This window comes from Brevundimonas sp. UBA6550 (assembly GCF_002434505.1).
Taxonomy (GTDB): domain Bacteria; phylum Pseudomonadota; class Alphaproteobacteria; order Caulobacterales; family Caulobacteraceae; genus Brevundimonas.
On the sequence record NZ_DJKE01000011.1, the window covers coordinates 76,999 to 92,731 of the forward strand.

At 69.0% G+C, this 15,733-nt stretch carries 18 protein-coding genes and 1 pseudogene; 1 reads left to right on the forward strand and 18 read right to left on the reverse strand.

Going from position 1 to position 15,733, the window contains the following annotated elements:
• Positions 1–203: 203 nt before the first annotated feature.
• From B3Z70_RS13160 to B3Z70_RS13240, 18 genes and pseudogenes are all read right to left on the reverse strand, one after another.
• The gene (locus B3Z70_RS13160; protein ID WP_292022436.1) at positions 204–587 is read right to left on the reverse strand and encodes a helix-turn-helix transcriptional regulator; all 384 of its coding nucleotides are present in this window, start codon (positions 585–587) and stop codon (positions 204–206) included.
• Complete coding sequence (locus B3Z70_RS13165) at positions 577–762, reverse strand: hypothetical protein (RefSeq protein ID WP_292022437.1); 186 nt, start codon at positions 760–762, stop codon at positions 577–579. The genes B3Z70_RS13160 and B3Z70_RS13165 overlap by 11 nt, the downstream gene beginning before the upstream one ends.
• Positions 759–1,070 carry a hypothetical protein gene (locus B3Z70_RS13170; protein ID WP_292022439.1) on the reverse strand — a complete coding sequence of 104 codons (312 nt, stop codon included), beginning with the start codon at positions 1,068–1,070 and terminating at the stop codon, positions 759–761. The genes B3Z70_RS13165 and B3Z70_RS13170 overlap by 4 nt, the downstream gene beginning before the upstream one ends.
• A complete protein-coding gene (locus tag B3Z70_RS13175) occupies positions 1,067–1,675 on the reverse strand; it encodes a lytic transglycosylase domain-containing protein (RefSeq protein WP_292045740.1) in 609 nt (202 codons plus the stop codon). Before B3Z70_RS13175 ends, B3Z70_RS13170 begins: the two co-directional genes overlap by 4 nt.
• Positions 1,669–2,172, reverse strand: coding sequence for a S26 family signal peptidase (locus B3Z70_RS13180; RefSeq protein ID WP_292045741.1), 504 nt, complete (start codon positions 2,170–2,172; stop codon positions 1,669–1,671). The genes B3Z70_RS13175 and B3Z70_RS13180 overlap by 7 nt, the downstream gene beginning before the upstream one ends.
• Complete coding sequence (locus tag B3Z70_RS13185) at positions 2,169–3,347, reverse strand: TrbI/VirB10 family protein (RefSeq protein ID WP_292045742.1); 1,179 nt, start codon at positions 3,345–3,347, stop codon at positions 2,169–2,171. The genes B3Z70_RS13180 and B3Z70_RS13185 overlap by 4 nt, the downstream gene beginning before the upstream one ends.
• A complete protein-coding gene (locus tag B3Z70_RS13190; protein ID WP_292045744.1) occupies positions 3,344–4,393 on the reverse strand; it encodes a TrbG/VirB9 family P-type conjugative transfer protein in 1,050 nt (349 codons plus the stop codon). Before B3Z70_RS13190 ends, B3Z70_RS13185 begins: the two co-directional genes overlap by 4 nt.
• Entirely contained in the window at positions 4,372–5,055 is a 684-nt protein-coding gene (gene trbF / locus B3Z70_RS13195) for a conjugal transfer protein TrbF (protein ID WP_292045745.1), read from the reverse strand. Before trbF ends, B3Z70_RS13190 begins: the two co-directional genes overlap by 22 nt.
• Before the next feature lie 2 nt (positions 5,056–5,057).
• The gene (trbL, locus tag B3Z70_RS13200; protein ID WP_292045746.1) at positions 5,058–6,443 is read right to left on the reverse strand and encodes a P-type conjugative transfer protein TrbL; all 1,386 of its coding nucleotides are present in this window, start codon (positions 6,441–6,443) and stop codon (positions 5,058–5,060) included.
• An 11-nt stretch (positions 6,444–6,454) separates the two neighbouring features.
• Positions 6,455–7,228, reverse strand: coding sequence for a conjugal transfer protein TrbJ (locus B3Z70_RS13205; RefSeq protein ID WP_292045747.1), 774 nt, complete (start codon positions 7,226–7,228; stop codon positions 6,455–6,457).
• Positions 7,167–9,620, reverse strand: a complete 2,454-nt coding sequence (gene trbE, locus B3Z70_RS13210) for a conjugal transfer protein TrbE (protein WP_292045748.1) — start codon at positions 9,618–9,620, stop codon at positions 7,167–7,169. The genes B3Z70_RS13205 and trbE overlap by 62 nt, the downstream gene beginning before the upstream one ends.
• Before the next feature lie 8 nt (positions 9,621–9,628).
• On the reverse strand, positions 9,629–9,907 hold the full coding sequence (locus B3Z70_RS13215; RefSeq protein ID WP_292024181.1) for a VirB3 family type IV secretion system protein: 279 nt from the start codon (positions 9,905–9,907) through the stop codon (positions 9,629–9,631).
• Complete coding sequence (locus tag B3Z70_RS13220) at positions 9,907–10,227, reverse strand: TrbC/VirB2 family protein (RefSeq protein ID WP_292024182.1); 321 nt, start codon at positions 10,225–10,227, stop codon at positions 9,907–9,909. Before B3Z70_RS13220 ends, B3Z70_RS13215 begins: the two co-directional genes overlap by 1 nt.
• A 547-nt stretch (positions 10,228–10,774) precedes the next feature.
• Entirely contained in the window at positions 10,775–11,638 is an 864-nt protein-coding gene (locus tag B3Z70_RS13225) for a HipA domain-containing protein (protein WP_292024183.1), read from the reverse strand.
• 127 nt (positions 11,639–11,765) lie between these two features.
• Positions 11,766–12,068: pseudogene (locus B3Z70_RS17265) on the reverse strand (HipA N-terminal domain-containing protein); the annotation flags it as partial.
• Entirely contained in the window at positions 12,065–12,346 is a 282-nt protein-coding gene (locus B3Z70_RS13230; RefSeq protein WP_292024184.1) for a helix-turn-helix domain-containing protein, read from the reverse strand. The gene B3Z70_RS13230 and the pseudogene B3Z70_RS17265, both read right to left, overlap by 4 nt.
• 389 nt (positions 12,347–12,735) lie before the next feature.
• Complete coding sequence (locus tag B3Z70_RS13235) at positions 12,736–13,167, reverse strand: thermonuclease family protein (protein ID WP_292024185.1); 432 nt, start codon at positions 13,165–13,167, stop codon at positions 12,736–12,738.
• A 195-nt stretch (positions 13,168–13,362) separates the two neighbouring features.
• Complete coding sequence (locus tag B3Z70_RS13240) at positions 13,363–15,261, reverse strand: hypothetical protein (protein WP_292045749.1); 1,899 nt, start codon at positions 15,259–15,261, stop codon at positions 13,363–13,365.
• Between the two features lie 146 nt (positions 15,262–15,407).
• Between B3Z70_RS13240 and B3Z70_RS13245 the strand changes: the two genes are divergently transcribed.
• On the forward strand, positions 15,408–15,659 hold the full coding sequence (locus tag B3Z70_RS13245) for a DUF3072 domain-containing protein (RefSeq protein ID WP_292045750.1): 252 nt from the start codon (positions 15,408–15,410) through the stop codon (positions 15,657–15,659).
• Positions 15,660–15,733: the final 74 nt, after the last annotated feature.

A 15,733-nucleotide genomic window follows, 5' to 3' on the forward strand; every position in this document is an offset into this window, starting at 1 on the left:
CCGGCGTGATCCGCAGGGCGGTTTCGACAAAGGGCTCCAGCAAGACGCTGCGTGCTCCGGCGATGTCAACCGCTCAACGCTGACGGCGACGCGGGGTTGGAGGCGACGGCCTGGCGCATCGGCATTTGGGGTTGGCGTCAGGCGACACGTCTTTCCAACGCCCGGCGGCGCTGGCGGCGCGGGGCTCCGCGCTGAGGACGACGTCAGAAGTCGAAGCCCAGCTGACCCTCCGCAAGGATCGGACCGCTCCGGCGACGCGGCCGGAGCGTCGGCTTCGCGCTCGCCGAGGGAGGCGTCGGGTTCGGCTTGGCGGGCGGAGGGGCGATGGCGCGGCTCTCCCGTGCGCGCGTCGGCGCGGGCTTGAGCGGTCTGGCGACCGGATCAGGCATCGGGATCGCCGCCCCCCGGGTCGCGTTCCAGGCGGCGATGTCGCGCGCGCGCCAAGCCACTCGTCCGGGCGAGATCGCCACCGGTTCCGGGAAATCCCCAGCCTGACGCAGACGCCAGGTCGTCGTGCGGCCGAGGCCTGTCAACTCACGGACCTGCCGCCAGCCCAGGAACCGCTCGAGCCCGTCGTCATGCGCCATGACGCTGCTCCAGAAGCGCTGTCGCGCGATCCCCCATGACGGAGGCCAAGGCCGCCGCATCGTTGGCCGCGTCCAGAGGATCCCGGCTCCACCAGACCAACAACACGGCCTTGAGCGGATAGCTGACCGACGGGTCGTTGATCAGGGTCTCGAGACTGGGACGGTCAGGGGTCATGCGCTCGCCTCCCGGCGCCGGGCCTCGCGCCGCAGCCGCTGACGCTCGCTCGATGAGGCGGCGGGCGCCGTGATCTGGGTCTCGGCCCACCGCTCCAGCAGGTCCAGCGGATAGTAGGGTTTGTTGCGGATGTGCCGACACGGCGGACCGCCCGACCCGGTCGAATAGGCGCGCGCCAGGGTCGTCGGCTTCATCCGGATGCCCTTGCCCTCCAGGAAGACCGACGCCTCCGCGCGCGTCAGCAGCGTCTCCCGAAGCGACGGGGCGGCCGCCTCCGCGCCGTCCCGAGCGGCCGTCTGGAAAGTCATAGCCCGGTCCCTGTCGGCGCGCAGTCCCGCGACGATCGCACCCCGCGTCCCGCCGTGAGCGCGAGGTAGCAGTCGACCACGGAGACGACGTAGCTCCGGGTCTCGGCGATGTTCGGGATCCGACCCAGCCGGGCGACCCGATCGGGTCCGGCGTTATAGGCCGCGAGGGCGAGGCGGAGGTCGCCGAAGCGGAGGATCTGGCGGGCCAGGTAGGCGGCCCCGCCGCGCAGGTTGTCGTAGGGGTCGGATCGGTCGCGCACGCCAAGCTCGGCGGCCGTGGCCGGCATGAGTTGGGTCAGGCCGCAAGCGCCCGCGTGCGAACAGGCCCGGGTTCGATAGGCGCTTTCCACCACGACCAGGGCGTGAAGCAGTTTGCGGTCCAGACCATGCCGGTCGGCCGCTTCGGCGATGGCGTCGGCGAAGGGCTGGTCGAGGTCCATCAGACGGACGGCCTCGAGGTTTGGCGCTTCCGGCTGCGGCGTCGCCGGGACGGCGCCCACGAACAGGTCGCCGCCGGCCGGGCGCCAGTCGAGGCGGGTCTGGGCCGCCGCCGGCGCCGCCGTCAGGGCGACGACGGCGGCGAGAGCGAATCTGCGGCTCACCATGTCAGGATCTCCCGATAGACGCCCTCGATCTGGGCAGTCCTCACCGGCCCGAAATACCGGCTGTCCAGGCTGGACGGCGTATCGCCGAGCACCAGGCGTTCGTCGGCGGCGAGCCGGCGGCAGCCGCGCCAGGCCGGAAGCGCGACGCCTGCGCGATCCCGGGCGCGGATGCGGACGGTGCGCATCGGCGCGATCAGCCGCCGGCCGTCCGAACAGACCGCGTCGCCGCCCGTCGCCGCCACCCGTTTGATCAGCCGGACCTCGGCGGGCATCCCCTGGCGCGCGAGATAAGGCCGCACGACCTCGGGCTGACGAAGGGCGACCACCGCGCCACGCCCGAGGTTCCCAGCGTCGATGCGGACATAGACGCCCCGAGGCAGGCTCGGGCTCTCATTGATCAGGACGACGCCGGGACGCTGCGCCGCGACCGCGCCGAAGGCGAGGAGGCCGGCGGCGGGGACCACGGCCGTCACGAGAAGACGACGGAGACGGGTCATCGGCGATACGGCTCCAGAATGAGGTCGCGCGTGATCATCACCCGGACCGAAGCGCCCGCCCGGACGCGTATGGACGGCCGGACGCGGAGCTCGCGATCGACGAGCCGTCCGCCGACCTGGGCGGCCTCGATCGAGGCGGCGCTCCCCGCACTGGCGGCGAACGACCGATCCTCGGATCCGCCGCGCGCCCGTTCGCCCAGGGTCGTGATGGCGCCCGCGAACAGGGTGGCCGCGCCGAGCGGCGCAAGCCGACGATCCACGTCTCCCCGCACGCCCACCGCGCCTTGCGCGTCCACGCCCGGTTCTTCGGACAGGATCAGGCTCTTGCCGTTGGGAAGGATCAGCCGATCCCAGACCAGGAAGGCCCGCCGATCGCCGTGGGCGCTCTCGCCGTCGTGGCGCCCGATCAGGCGCGTCCCCTGAGGCACGACGAGATGGCGACCGGTGACGGAATCGGACACATTCTGGCTGACCGCAGCCACGACCGGACCGGGCCGCGACGTGTCCACCGCCGTCAGCAGCACGCCCGGGATGATCGCGCCGGCCTTCAGCTCATAAGGCGAGACCGGCGCCAGGAGGCCGTGGGGACTGTAGATCGCGCCATAGTCCCGCATTGTCGAGGACGGCGGCGCCGCCGATCGCTCGCCTGCCGCCTGAACGGCGGCTCCGCTTGTCAGGCCGGCGAAGAACAGGCTGGACGCCCTGGCCTGGTCCGCCGGTCTCGGCCCGCCCGACGTCGCGGCGTAGGACGGCGCCGGCACACGCGCGGACGTCCTCGACGATGCGGGCGCCGAGTCGTCTGGCGTTGCCCCCCGACGCTCCGGCAGGACGTCCGCCTGCGGAAGCCGGTCATAGCTCGCCGGCTGATCGGTGACCCGCTCCGACGGTCGAACCCTGCCCCGGACCTCGCCCGCGCCCTCGGCGTTCGCGGCGTTCCGGGCCTGACGCGTCATCTGCGGCTGGACGACGAAGGCCCAGGCGAGCGAGCCGGACACAAGCAGGGCGGCGACCATCACCGCACCCTGGACGACCGGTTTGCGAATCCGGATCGCGCCGGGCCGCGGCGCCCGGCCCATCAGCGGCGGCGGGGGCGCCTTGGGCGTCGGCGCCGTCACGGACGGCGGCGGCGCGACGTCGTCGCCAAGCTTGTCTGCAGGGAGATCGGGACCGGTCATCGGGCGGCCCCCGGAAGGCGTCGGATACGGACGATCTGCGGACGACGGTCGCCGAGCCGGAGCTCGGCCTGGTCGAACAGGCGGTCGACGATCAGGACGCCGTCGACCTGCCGATAGTTGACCAGCTGGAGATCCTCGCCGGCCCGGACGAAGAGGGCCGGCGCCTCGTCGATCGCAGCCCCTGGCGAGAGGGTGATGAAGGTTCGCGCGCCGTCATTGAAGGCGGCGGTCGGAGCCCAGCGCGGGGCCCGGCCGCGCGCCTCGATCCTGTAGCGCGCGTCAAGGGGCCCCTTGGGCGTCGCGGCCTCCACATCGACCGGCGGCAGGCCCGACGGCGGATCGGCGACCGGACGGCCCGGGGCGGCCACGCCATAGTCCCAGGCGATGGCGGCGTTGAAGGCGTCGGCGCCGCCGCTACGCAAGGTCAGCAGATAGACTCGCTGGCTGGTGGTCAGGACGAGGTTGGTCTCCAGACCCGCCTGCAGGGGTTTGATCAGGACATGGGTCCGGGCGCCGGCGCCGGCGCCCGATTGGCTTTCGCCGATCTGCCAGCGCACCGTATCCCCCGCCGCCTTGGCGGTGACCGTCTCGCCCGGCGCCAGGGTGAGGGTGGTGACCCTCAGGGGCGCGGTCCAGACCTCGTAGACCCGACCCTCTGACCAGCCGAACACCTGGACCCCGCCCACGAAACCGTCGGCGCTCGAGGCGGCGCGGGCGGATCGGTTGGCCTGGGCGATCGCGGCGCGTCCGGATGGGGTTTCCGGCGCCGGCGTCGGGAGCCGACGCCGACGCGGCGTCTCCGCCTGGGCGATCGCCTCGAGATAGGGGCGGGCCGTGGAGACCGGTTCGATGGGCGGCGGAGCCGCGTCCGCCTGCGACGAGGGGAAAGGCTCCGGTCCGACCTCGGATGTGGGGATTTCGGACGTGATCGCCTGGGACGGCGGCACGGGGTCGGCGTCCGCCCCTCGCAGCGGGGCGCAGCCGGACAGCGCGAGCGCGGCGGCGGCCGACAAGGCGGTCACGCTCAGGAAGCGTCGGGGGTCCATGAGACATCCTCGATCTTGAGGCCAAGGGGATTGCGCATCAGCTCGGCCTCGTTGCGCGGCGGCTGGTGGGCGACGGTGATCAGGGCGCGCCACCGCTCGGCCCCGGCCTGCCGGCCGTTCACGAAGCGGGTCTCGCGCCATTGCAGGTCGAAGGTGCGCTCGCTGCGGCGGACCACGTTCAGCACCTCGACATTGACCGCTTCCCGACCGACCTGGGCGAACGGGTCGTTGGCCTGAGCCCAGTCGTTCAGGAAGGCCGAGGCCTTCGGCGTGAGCAGATCGTAGGCGCGCAGCCAGTTCTGCCGGATCACGATCGGGTCGATCGATTTGGACCGGACGTCCCGGATCCATTGGGCGAGCGCATAACCGGTCTGGGCTTCGGTGGGCGCATACCGGCCGTCCAGGGCCGTGATCTTCTGGGTCTGGCCCCAGTCGGACACCTCGACGACGAAGGGCCGGACCACGGCCCGATCGGCCTGGACCCACCAACCGGCGCCGAGAAAGACCGCCAGCGCGAGATTGGCCAGGGCGATGCGGCGCCAGTTGCGGGCATGGGCGATGGAGAGGCCCATCCGGTCGTCCCAGATCTGGCCGGCCCTCTGGTAGGGGGTCGCCTCGGGCGACGCGGTCAGGGCGCGCTTGGGCTTGAAGAAGGGATGCATGCTCAATCCTCGGATCCGACGGCGGGCTTGAGGGCGCCGCTGTTCTCGCCGGCCGGCATCAGGCCGCGACCGGCGTTGGCGATGAAGAAGGCCTGGAGGGCGGCGGATCGGCCGGCGGCGCGTCCCCCCGTCGGCGCCCCGCCCAACGGCCGGTCCTCGGACAGGGACGGCCGGGACCGGGTCTCGGCCTGGGCGCCGGCCTTGACCGGATTCGGTGCGGACGGCTCCGGCTGAGGCGGCGGCGCCTCCGACGGCGCAGGGGTGGGAGACCGGGGGCCGGCCGCAGCGTCCGAGGTCGGTGCGGCGTCGGTGCTGGACGGCGCCGGAGCGCGCGCGCGACCGCCTGACCCCGATCCGGGTCCGGGGCTCGGGGATGGCCGGGGTCCGCCGCCCGAAGGCGCGCCTCCGGTGGACGGGCCGCCCCCCAAGGGCCGCGCCCCGGAGGCGGCGCCCGCGGCGGATCGGGAGGACCCGCTGACCGCCGCGGCCCGTCCGGCCAGGGCCCCGACGCCCGCGGCGCCGCCGACGACGAGGGCCCCGGCCCCGGCGACGGCGAGCCCTCCGGTCAGGGCCGCGCCCGCCCCGAGCGCGGGGCCGCCGGTCACCAGGGCCGAGGCCAGATTGGGGATGAAGATCGCCAGCATCGCCAGCAGCAGGGCGGCGACCAGAATGGCGAGCGCCTCATAGATGTCGGGATTGGCGGAGGGCTGCAGCTGATCGAAGATCGTCCGCGCGCCGGAGACCACGATGGCCAGGGCGAGCACCTTGAGCCCCGAGGAGACGACATAGCCGAGGGGCCGTTCGGCCAGGAAGGCGGTCTTGTTCCAGATGCCGAACGGCAGCAGGACGAAGCCGCCCAGGGTGACGATCTTGAACTCCAGCAGGGAGACGATGATCTGCAGGGCCAGGACGGCGAAGGCCAGCATGACGCCGATCATCGCCAGGCCGAGGATCAGGGCGTCGGCCATATTGCCCATGACGTCGAGCGGGTTCTCGACCGGCGCCGGCGTCTCTCCCAGGGCCTTCACGATCTCCCAACCCTGCTGGAGGATGGCGCCCGGGTTCAGGAACTCCTCGCGCGACAGGGCGCCGCCCCCGGCCGTCAGACCCAGCTCCAGAAACCCGGCGTAGAGGGTCTCGGAAAGGGCCTGCCAGTCGTTGATGATCCAGGCGAAGGCGCCGATCAGCAGGACCTTGCCGAAGCCAGACGCCAGCACCTCGCGATTGGGCGAGAGCGCCCACTGGATCCCGGTCAGGGCCACGACGAGCGCGATCAACAGACCGAAGACGCCGTTGACCGATCCGGACAGCGCGTCGAAGCCTGCGGTGACGGTGTTGGAAAACACCACCATCAACTCGTTCGGGGTCTCCATTCCGGGGGCGGCCATGACAGCGCGCCTCAGTCCCGGGCGCGGGACAAGGGGTTGAAGGTCGGAGCGGCCGGCGTGGCGGTCTCGCGTCCCCAGAAGCGACGGCGCGCCTCGACCGCGGCGTCGCGGTCGGCGGCCTGGCGCGCCGCGCCCTCGGCCATCAGCCGGGACTGGGCCAGGAGCACGGTCCGCAGGCTCGCCAGGTCCTCGGCGAGGACCGACAGCATCTGGGTCGATGACTGGATCGCGGCCGTCTCGCCCTCCGCCGCCGCGCTCGCGGCCAGGGCGCCTCTCAGCCGGCCGTCGCGGCTGCGGGCCAGTTGCTCCAGCTGCGCCGCCGTGCGCGCCAGGTCCTCGGCGGTCCGGCGGGCGGTCGTGGACCGTTCGGCGCCGAGGGCCGCGAGGTCCGAGCGGGACAGATCGTCCGGGTACAGATTTGCGAACTGCCGCTGCACGCCGTCCAGGGTCGAGGCCGCGCCCCGGACCGTGCGCGCCAGCGCGCCGATGTCGCGCAGGGTCTCCGAAGACTCCGCGAGATGGCTATAGGGCGACGCCGCGAGGCTGCGGGCCTGATTGGCCAGGGCGCGACTCTCGTTGGCGAGGCTCTCGATCTGCCGCGCGGCCGAGAGCATGGCCTCGACATCGGCCTTGGCGTCATACACCGCCCATTGCGCGCGGGCCGGTTGGGGCGCCGCCGCGAGCGTCAGCGCCAGCGCGGCGAGCCCGCACAGCCAGCGGCGGCTATTCGGCCGCGAGACGCGGGGCGACGGCCGGGTCGAAGCTGTCGAAGACGCTGTCGACATGATGGACTCCCTTGGCTTTGAGGAATTCGCGGGCGAAGCGGTCCGGTCGCGGATCGGCCGGATCGAGCGCCGCCAGCACGCGCTCGATAAGGGTCTGGTCGTCGGGGGACGCGGCCCCGCAGAGGGCGAGCCCGGCTCCGCCGAGCTTGAGGTCGAACAGCCGCCGCCCGTCGGGCTGGCGCAGATAGTAGGTGCGCTTGGGCGTGGCCCAGGCGATCAGCTCCAGCTGGCGTCGGTTCAGCCCGAACATCCGGTAGAGGTCCGCCGAGGCCGGCTCGAGGGCGCGAGGATTGGGCAGGAAGATCTGGGTCGGGCAGCTTTCGATCAGGGTCGCCGCGATCGACGAGCGCACGATGTCGTCGAGCGACTGGGTGGCGAAGACGACCGCCACGCCATTCTTGCGGAGCGTCTTCAGCCACTCGCGGATCCGGGCGGCGAAGCCCGTCTCGCCGAGGAACAGCCACGCCTCGTCGAGGATCAACAGGGTCGGCCGACCGTCGAAGCCGCGCTCGATCTCGTGGAACAGGGCCGCGAGCACCGGCCCCACCGCCGATGGGGTCGCCATCACACTCTCGAGCTCGAAGCATTCGAAGGCGGCGAACGTCCCGTCTTCCGGAGCGACGCCGTCGATCAGGGCGCCGTGCGGCCCCTTGAGCGTCAGGGGCTCCAGGGCCGCGGCCACGGCCTTGTCCTGGACCAGGGCCGTGAAGACGGTCAGTGTCCGCTGCGCCACGGGGGCCTGGGCCAGGGCGCCGAGCGCGGCCCAGATTTCCGCGCGGATGCGCGGCGTCGGCTCCAGGCCCGCGATCCGGACCGCGTCGGCCAGCCACTCCGAGGCCCAGGCCCGTTCGCCGTCGTCCTCCAGGCGCGCCAGAGGCTGGAGGGTGAACGCGCCGCCGGGCTGGAGCGGATGCCAGCGCCCGCCGACGGCCAAGGCCGCGGCCCGCGCGCTGCGGCCCTTGTCGAACGCCACGACCCGCCCCTCGGGATAGCGGAACCACTGAAGGGCGAGAAAGGCGAGCAGCGCGCTCTTGCCCGCGCCGGTCGGTCCGACCACCATCGCATGGCCGACATCGCCCACATGCAGGGCTAGCCTGAACGGCGTCGATCCGCTTGTCCGAGCGACCGCGAGCGGCGGCCCCTGCAGGCGCGGGTCCGAGGCCGGACCGGCCCAGACCGCCGAGACCGGCAGAAGGTCGGCGAGATTCAGGGTGGAAACGAGCGGGCGGCGGACGTCGGCATAGGGCTCGCCCGGCAGGGAGCCCAGCCAGGCCTCGACCGCGTTCAGGTCCTCGGTTCGGGCGACGAAGCCCTGGGCGTTGAGCGTCGCCTCGATCGCCCGGGCCTGTTCCGCCGCCCGTTCGGGGTCGCGCGCCATGACCGTGATCGTCGTGGTCAGATAGCCGTAGGCGCAGGCGTCCGCGCCGAGCGCCTCGAGCGCGCCGTCGCACTCGTCGGTCTTGGCCGCCGCATCCGTATCGAGAAGCGGGACCTCCTCCTTGGTGATGGCCTCGCGCAGCAGGACCCCGACACCCTTGCGCTTGGCGAACCACCGCTTGCGCAGCTTGACCAGCTCGACCTCGGCGTCCGCCTTGTCCAGGCCGATCCAGCGGGCGCTCCAGCGATAAGGGAACGGCAAGGCGCCCAGGGCGTCGAGCAGGCCTGGCCGCGTGCTCGCCGGGAGTCCCCGCACCGAGACCACCTTGAGGGTCTGACCATCCAGGGTCGGCGCAACGCCGCCGAGCAGGGGCGCGTCCGCCAGCCAGGCGTCGAGGAACATCGGCGTCGCGGGCAGCCGGAGCCGAATGCTTCGAGGGGAGACGCAGTCGTGCAGCCAGGTCAGGAGCTCTCCGTCATCGAGCCCGGCGACGTCGGGCAGGGCGTCGGAGAGGAGGTCGACGATCTGCGCCGTCTCGCGGGCGAAAGCGTCCAGGGCGGAGCGCCAGTCGCGGCGCGCCGGATCCGCCCCGTCGAACAGGACCCGCTCCACCCGACGGGTCTGGTCGGCGGGCGGCAGCCAGGTCAGGGCCGCGCGATAGTCGGTCTCATAGGCCGGCTCGCTGGTCTCGAAGAGGGCGCGGCGCTCGGCGTCGACCAGCCAGGCCGCCGCGACCGTGAAGTCGCTCTGCGGATAGGATTGAGCGGGACGTCGACGCGCCTCCACATGGAGACACCACCCGCTGCCCAGACGTTTGAGGGCGTTGTTCAGCCGCGCCCGGACCGACATCAGCTCCAGGTCCGAGGCCGACTCGAGATCCGGTCCCCGAAAACGGAAACCGCAGGTGAAGGAGCCGTCCTTGTTCAGCACCACCCCGGGGGCGACCATGGCCGCCCAGGGGAGATGATCGGCCAGGAGCGCGGGCCGGCGGCGATGTTCGTCCAGGAAGCGCATGTCAGCCCTCACGCATCGAGATGGCCCGGGAGGGCCAGGTGGCGTCTCAAGACATCGAAGAACCGCTTGTCCGCGCGAGCGGCGTAGAGGCCGACGGCGTGGGCGACCGCCCACCACAGCAGGCCCAGCCACCAGATCCGCAGCGCCAGTCCCAGCACCACCGCGACGGTGCCCATGAGGATGGCGTAGTCCCTTGGCATGCCCGCTAGGGTCACGGGCTCGGTCAGGGCGCCGGCGACCGGCAGGTCCCAACCAGGCGGTCGACGATCGGACGCGGTCTCGGACATCAGGCGATCTCCGCCCCGCCGGCGAAGCCGAAGAACTGCAGGAAGAAGGTCGAGGCGGCGAAGGCGATCGAGAGGCCGAACAGGATGCCGAGCCCCCGACGCATGGACGAGCCGTTCTCGCTCATGGCGACCCCGGCGCCGAACAGCACGACCGCCACGACGGCGGCGGCCTGGACCACGGGGCCGGTGATCGACTCCACGATCTGCTGGAGCGGGCCCTCCCAGGGCATGCCGGAACCGCCGGCCACGGCCTGTCCCGCAAAGAACAGGCCGCAAGTCACCGTCGCGGCCGACAGGCCACGTTGAAGTAAACGTCGCATAGTTTGAGTTCCTGTAGCCAAGCCGTGAGATCGGCGTTGACAATTCACAGCAAGCAAAACCATCCACAGGACGTCAACTCAGTCCACGAATATATTTTTGTCGCGATGATCCAGCGTCGATTCTTTGCAGAATCGACGTCGTGCATGAAGGCGATTCATTCGGGGTAGAATTCGTCGGCAGGTGGGCGGAGTGTCTTAAGACGTCGCCCACTCAAACGCCTTTTGGCCGTCGCCGCCTCAGTCCCGCCGATCCCAACGCCCTAACCTCAACGGTCGTCGAACAGAGGAAGATCCGGCGGCAGGATCTCGATGAATATTGTCGCCGCGTCCCGTCAGCGCGCGCGGATCTCCTCCGGGAGGCGCGTCGGCCATGTCGCCACGCGTTTGCGAGATGGCTTTCCAGACACTTTGAGCGACGCCGACCGTTCCCAAACCCGGGGCTTGCGAGGCGCCGCGCCTCATTGAAAGCGACGCCCCGTCTGTTTGAAAGGGGAGGTCCGCCGATTTGCAATCGGCCTGACCTCCCGCCGAACCGTTCGGGCGACGTCTAGTTCGGGCCCCAGGCCGCGAGATCTGCCGACAACCGCGTCGCCCGGTCGACGAGAAGGGCCGACAAACGCGGGATCAAGGCGTGGGTCAGGCCAGTTGCGGCGAGATCGGCGGCGACCGAGGGCGCTTCGCCGACGATCTGGTCAGCCATCGCCCTGGCGCGAGCGATCAGGGAGGCGGGATCCTGTCGGATTTCTGCCGCCATCTTGGCGACGTGACGCGGCCCGATATCGCGAAGATAGTATTCACCGCCGAGCTTCATCGCGAGCTTGAGCCGCTGATACTGAAGACCGCCATAGGGTAAAGCGCTGGAGACGTCATAGAGCGGCGCCAACCGCACCTGCCCCTCCTCCGCGATGAGCAAGGCGTAATTTTTGGCGTGAGCGTCTGTGCCGCCGATGATCCAGTTGAACAGGACGGCCTGAATGAAGGTATCCACGTCTTCGCCGGGTTCGCTCGATTGGTCGCGGATCAAAGTCACACACCGCCGCACGTCGGGGCCTCGGTCGGCCTGATATTTCCGCGTGGGTGGAACGCCGAGGGCCTGACAGAGGTCCTCCTGGTGGATACGGAGCAGGCGGCCATCGACCGCCTGTCGATCGTATCGCTCCACGACGATGGCGACCTCTTCGCCGAAACGCCTGACCTCAGACCAGGCCACAGGCAGACGGAGACGCGCCGCCAGACGGAGGCAGAAATGCTCGTTTTCCGCCTGACCGTCGAAGGCGCCGGTGGGCGGCTTCAGGATATGGCTCGTGGGGTTGCGGCCCCGACGGCACGCCCCATCGTCCGTCCTGCCGCAGCAAGGCCGTCTTCGGCTGGGCTCCGGCAAGGCTGAACTGCCCGTGGTCTCGTCGATCACGCCAGGCGGCTTGATCCTGACGGAGCGTTCGAAGCCGGTCTTCGATCTGATCGTCGTCTAGCCATTGAATGTCGTCCTCTCCGCCCTGCATCAGGGCGTCCGCTCGCTCGGGCGTCACGAACTGAACTGCGCCGGCGCAATCTTCTCCAACGGCTCCGATCAGTGCGAAGGGATTGCGCGCCGAGACATGAAACTGGCGGGCCCATCGATCGAGAACCTGTTCATTGTCAGGCAGCAGGCCCCAGACAAACGCGGTGATCGCGGCGTGGGAGTGGTCCAGCGATGCGAGCGGCATGGATAGAGAGACGGGGTATGCAGCCGGATCGGCGCGCCACGCGGGATCGTAGTGGAGCGAGAGTTTCTGGCCGTTTCTACGGACCTCGCCGACACGACGCCCATTCAGCAGCAGGATGAGGACAGGGTCCGTCATCGACGGCGCGCCGCGTCGATGAGCGCATTGAGGTCGGTACGGGGGAGCGGCGCGCCGGCGTGGGTCGATTGGTCCGACGAGATGGATTGAGGCATATCCAGAGCTTTCAAAGTCTGCAGAACGAGGCCAAGCTCCAACGTGGACTTGCCGTTTTCCAAGGCGCTGATCCACTGGCGCGACACACCGATGCGCGCCGCCAAAGCCGCCTGATCTTCTCCGATCGCTTTGCGGCGCGCTTTGACGGCGGCGCCCAGTTCCATCGCCGAACGAATAAACACGCCAGCGCTCCACCTGCCTCTGACAACATATCATGTCAGCGTACGGCGACAAACTCAGTTGTCAGCGTACGGCGACAAATTTATGCGTCGCCGGACGCTGACACGGCGACCGCAGGTCTGACGCCGGCTGCTCGGTCTAGGCCAGCGCCATTCGGATGCTCCGGCGAACAGCCGATACCGGAAGATCGCCTATCGCCCTTGAAACGGCAGGATCACGACCAGCCAGATATGAGAACGGTCTATACTGTTTTCGCGCTGTGCGTTTTCGCTTCTTATTGCCTCTTGAAGCCCTACGACGCCTGACTTTCCGTTGATGGCCTCGACGCGGATCGCGGGGCGGCTGGCGATGGCGCTGGAGTGATGGGGGAGGCCTTGCCCTGCCCTTCGTTTTAGGACTGGCAGATCGCCCTCTCGCGGTTGAAGCGGTCCCACACCACCGTCGTCCCGCTGCGGATCATGGCGCAATTGATCTCCACGTCGGCGGGCGTCCAGTAGATCGCTGTGACCCGGTTGTAGCTTTGGCCGATGCGCTCGCAGGTGATGGTCCGGTTCGCGGCCAAGCGGCGAAGTTCAGCCGTTGCGGACGCGGCGGATGCAGCGGGACAGGGATGGCCGGGCGAGCAGGTCTCGTCGCTCTCCCGCGCTGCCACGGCATGAAGTCGGATGCGTGTCCCGTCCTCACAGCGGAGCGTGTCGCCATCGTTCACATAGGCTACGTCGCAGACGAACCGGTCGGCGGTCGGCGCTGCCGTCCCCGGCTCTGGCTCCACCGCCAGCATCTGCTCCAGCCTTGGGTCTAGGTGTTCCAGTTTGTCGTCCAAGGGCCAATAGACCACCGTCAGAAACGCCGCCGCCGCGACGCCGGCGACGGCGACTGTGAAGCGCCAAGGATGGCTGCGACGGCGTGTCCTCTTGATGGGAGGCGACGGAAGACGGGGACGACGACGGCGAGAGCGGCTCATCACTGCAATCTGTCCCCGCCACATTTAAAGAGGGTTGAGCCTCCCTCTCCCCGACTACTCCGCCCACACCTCATTTAGGATCCTGGCGGCCAGGGCCGCCTTGTCCTGCGGCAGGAAGCGGCCGTAGTGAGCCGCGACCGTGGCCGGCGTGTCCTGGATGGCGTAGCTAGCTTGCTCATAGGAACCTGTCCGCTTCAGCACATGGGTCGCCAGGACATCGCGCACGCTATGCGGACCATGCGACATCAAGCCTGGGATCGCTCCGCGCTCGGTCCAGGGATTATAGATACCATAGCGCTGGATGGTCAGACGCCAGGCTTCATAGAATCCAGACTGTGTGAAAGCGGCGTCCCGGCTGGTCCGCTTGACGGTCTTCACGAAGAAGGTTCCGGGATCTGACGCGCCCGCAAGGAGTGCGGGTCGGTCCGTCTTCAGATACCGATCGATGTACCCGTAAAGTCCTCCGAGGTCCGGCAACACCATTCGATAGGGTCGCTTGGAGAAATAGGCAGAGTCCGCGTTTTTGAACGCGGCGCACGGGATGAAGACCTCCCAACCGGCATCTCTCGCCGACCACCGCAACTCCCCCCGTTTGCTTGTCTCCAACTCTCGTTCGGTACGGCCCATTTCGCCGCGCGGCGTGACGAGAAGCTGGCGCAGGTTTTTTTGACGAAGGCCCAGGTGCAGACCTAGTCGGATGAGCAGAAATGATCGGACCGCCTCGGCTGCCACGCGCGGATAGCGCCGATCATTCGGCATCTGACGAAGCACCTCGTCGGCGATCTTGCGATATTCTCCGACCGGGCTTGCCGCCTCCAGGATCGGCAAGATGGGTTCGAAGGGATCGCGATGCACACGGGCAACCCGCTGCACTTCGCGCGCTCGCGCAAGCGTATGCCTGTGGCCGACTTCGCAGACAGCGTCCCAATCGGCCTTCGCCGCTGCGATATCCTGTTCTGAGACCAGCCCTTGGATCGGCGCCAGGCGATCGGCGAAAATTGGATTCTGCCTGAGCCATCCCGTCCGCTCTCGCGTGAAGGCCGCCGCCAGAAGCAGCATCTCCGTTTCCCAGCCGGTGTAGAAGCCGCGCCGCTGCTCACGCCATTGGACATACCAGTCCCACACCGCCGGAAAGACGAGCAGGCCCAGCGTCAGCATCTCAGGAGGCACGTCCAGACCCCGCACATCGCCCTCACGGGGCGCGGCCATCGCTCCGAACATCAGGGCAAGATGCTCCGTCCGCTGAGCCGCTGTCTCCTCTCCCCAAACGCCCGACCTTTCGAACCCGATGTCGGTGAGGGTTGAGGATTTGAAGCGTCGAAGGGCAGCGATCTCCTGAGCGAGTTGAGGCGGAGCCTGGAGCCATGACGCGCCATTGCCGTCAAACCGAAAGCCGAACCGGTGGCGGGCCGCCTCGGACTGGTAGCGGCGATACTCCGTCCCGCCCGAGATGATATGCTTACGGACCCACTCCACGATTTCAGCCTGCTCCGTCGCGCTTCTAGTCAGGAAGTCGTCAGGCAGGTGCCAAGCCAGCCTTCTGGATTCAGAGGCCGAGACCATCTTGGGCGTTTGATGACGGATCGCACCGCGTCGCCGCATTCGGCCAACGAAGTAGCCGGGCTCAAGACGATATCTGTGCTCGATAGCGGCTAGCGTTCTGAAGCTAGCGGCCGTCTGCGGGGTTTTGGCGCCGCGCCGCCAGGCGACGATGGCGTGGTGGTCGATCGGCGCCCCGGCGGCCATGACGGCTTTGTGCAGGCGATAGCAAGAATCGCCGTGACGGCTGATCTGGGCGTCTAGCGCCGTGTGGAAATCGCCAGGGTCTTGCTCAAGCGCCCAGAGCGGTTCGGGGTGTAGAATGATCGGGTCGGCACGACGCCCCCGGCGGCGCGGAAGCGATACTTCAGGCAAGTAAGACGACAAGACAGGCTCCATGAGCACGTCGCCCATTCGGCGACCCTGTCTAGACGGCTCAGGCTGGGGCGAGCCCTTGGCCTCGCCCGAACATTCGGACGTGGCTGCCCGCGTCTCAGCGACCGCACCGCATTGGGGAACGCTAACTCAAGAAGAACATTACATGAACACAGGAGATCATTATGACAGATGCGCACAATCCCAAGATGGACCCCCATCCCACCGGCAACACGGAAAAGGACCCGTCGGACTGGGTTTCAGGAGACGATGGGATGACTGGTGCCCAAACGTCCTACCTCAAGACGTTGTCAGAAGAGACGGGTGCGCCAGATGCGTTCGAGGAAGGCCTGACGAAGGCTGAAGCGTCGCGTCGCATTGATGAGTTGAAAGACCGACAGGTCTCAGGAACTGATAGCAGGTCAATCCCGAACTGATGTCTTAGACGCGCCAGAAGCAGAAGTTCGGCCGTATCCTAACATCGGACATTCACAAAGGTTTTGGCACTGCT

Bases quoted from the DNA above. Each gene is read 5' to 3' on its own strand.
- B3Z70_RS13160 (WP_292022436.1), bottom strand. From the start codon at position 587: ATGGCGCATGACGACGGGCTCGAGCGGTTCCTGGGCTGGCGGCAGGTC.
- B3Z70_RS13165 (WP_292022437.1), bottom strand. From the start codon at position 762: ATGACCCCTGACCGTCCCAGTCTCGAGACCCTGATCAACGACCCGTCG.
- B3Z70_RS13170 (WP_292022439.1), bottom strand. From the start codon at position 1,070: ATGACTTTCCAGACGGCCGCTCGGGACGGCGCGGAGGCGGCCGCCCCG.
- B3Z70_RS13175 (WP_292045740.1), bottom strand. From the start codon at position 1,675: ATGGTGAGCCGCAGATTCGCTCTCGCCGCCGTCGTCGCCCTGACGGCG.
- B3Z70_RS13180 (WP_292045741.1), bottom strand. From the start codon at position 2,172: ATGACCCGTCTCCGTCGTCTTCTCGTGACGGCCGTGGTCCCCGCCGCC.
- B3Z70_RS13185 (WP_292045742.1), bottom strand. From the start codon at position 3,347: ATGACCGGTCCCGATCTCCCTGCAGACAAGCTTGGCGACGACGTCGCG.
- B3Z70_RS13190 (WP_292045744.1), bottom strand. From the start codon at position 4,393: ATGGACCCCCGACGCTTCCTGAGCGTGACCGCCTTGTCGGCCGCCGCC.
- trbF (WP_292045745.1), bottom strand. From the start codon at position 5,055: ATGCATCCCTTCTTCAAGCCCAAGCGCGCCCTGACCGCGTCGCCCGAG.
- trbL (WP_292045746.1), bottom strand. From the start codon at position 6,443: ATGGCCGCCCCCGGAATGGAGACCCCGAACGAGTTGATGGTGGTGTTT.
- B3Z70_RS13205 (WP_292045747.1), bottom strand. From the start codon at position 7,228: ATGTCGACAGCGTCTTCGACAGCTTCGACCCGGCCGTCGCCCCGCGTC.
- trbE (WP_292045748.1), bottom strand. From the start codon at position 9,620: ATGCGCTTCCTGGACGAACATCGCCGCCGGCCCGCGCTCCTGGCCGAT.
- B3Z70_RS13215 (WP_292024181.1), bottom strand. From the start codon at position 9,907: ATGTCCGAGACCGCGTCCGATCGTCGACCGCCTGGTTGGGACCTGCCG.
- B3Z70_RS13220 (WP_292024182.1), bottom strand. From the start codon at position 10,227: ATGCGACGTTTACTTCAACGTGGCCTGTCGGCCGCGACGGTGACTTGC.
- B3Z70_RS13240 (WP_292045749.1), bottom strand. From the start codon at position 15,261: ATGGGCGACGTGCTCATGGAGCCTGTCTTGTCGTCTTACTTGCCTGAA.
- B3Z70_RS13245 (WP_292045750.1), top strand. From the start codon at position 15,408: ATGACAGATGCGCACAATCCCAAGATGGACCCCCATCCCACCGGCAAC.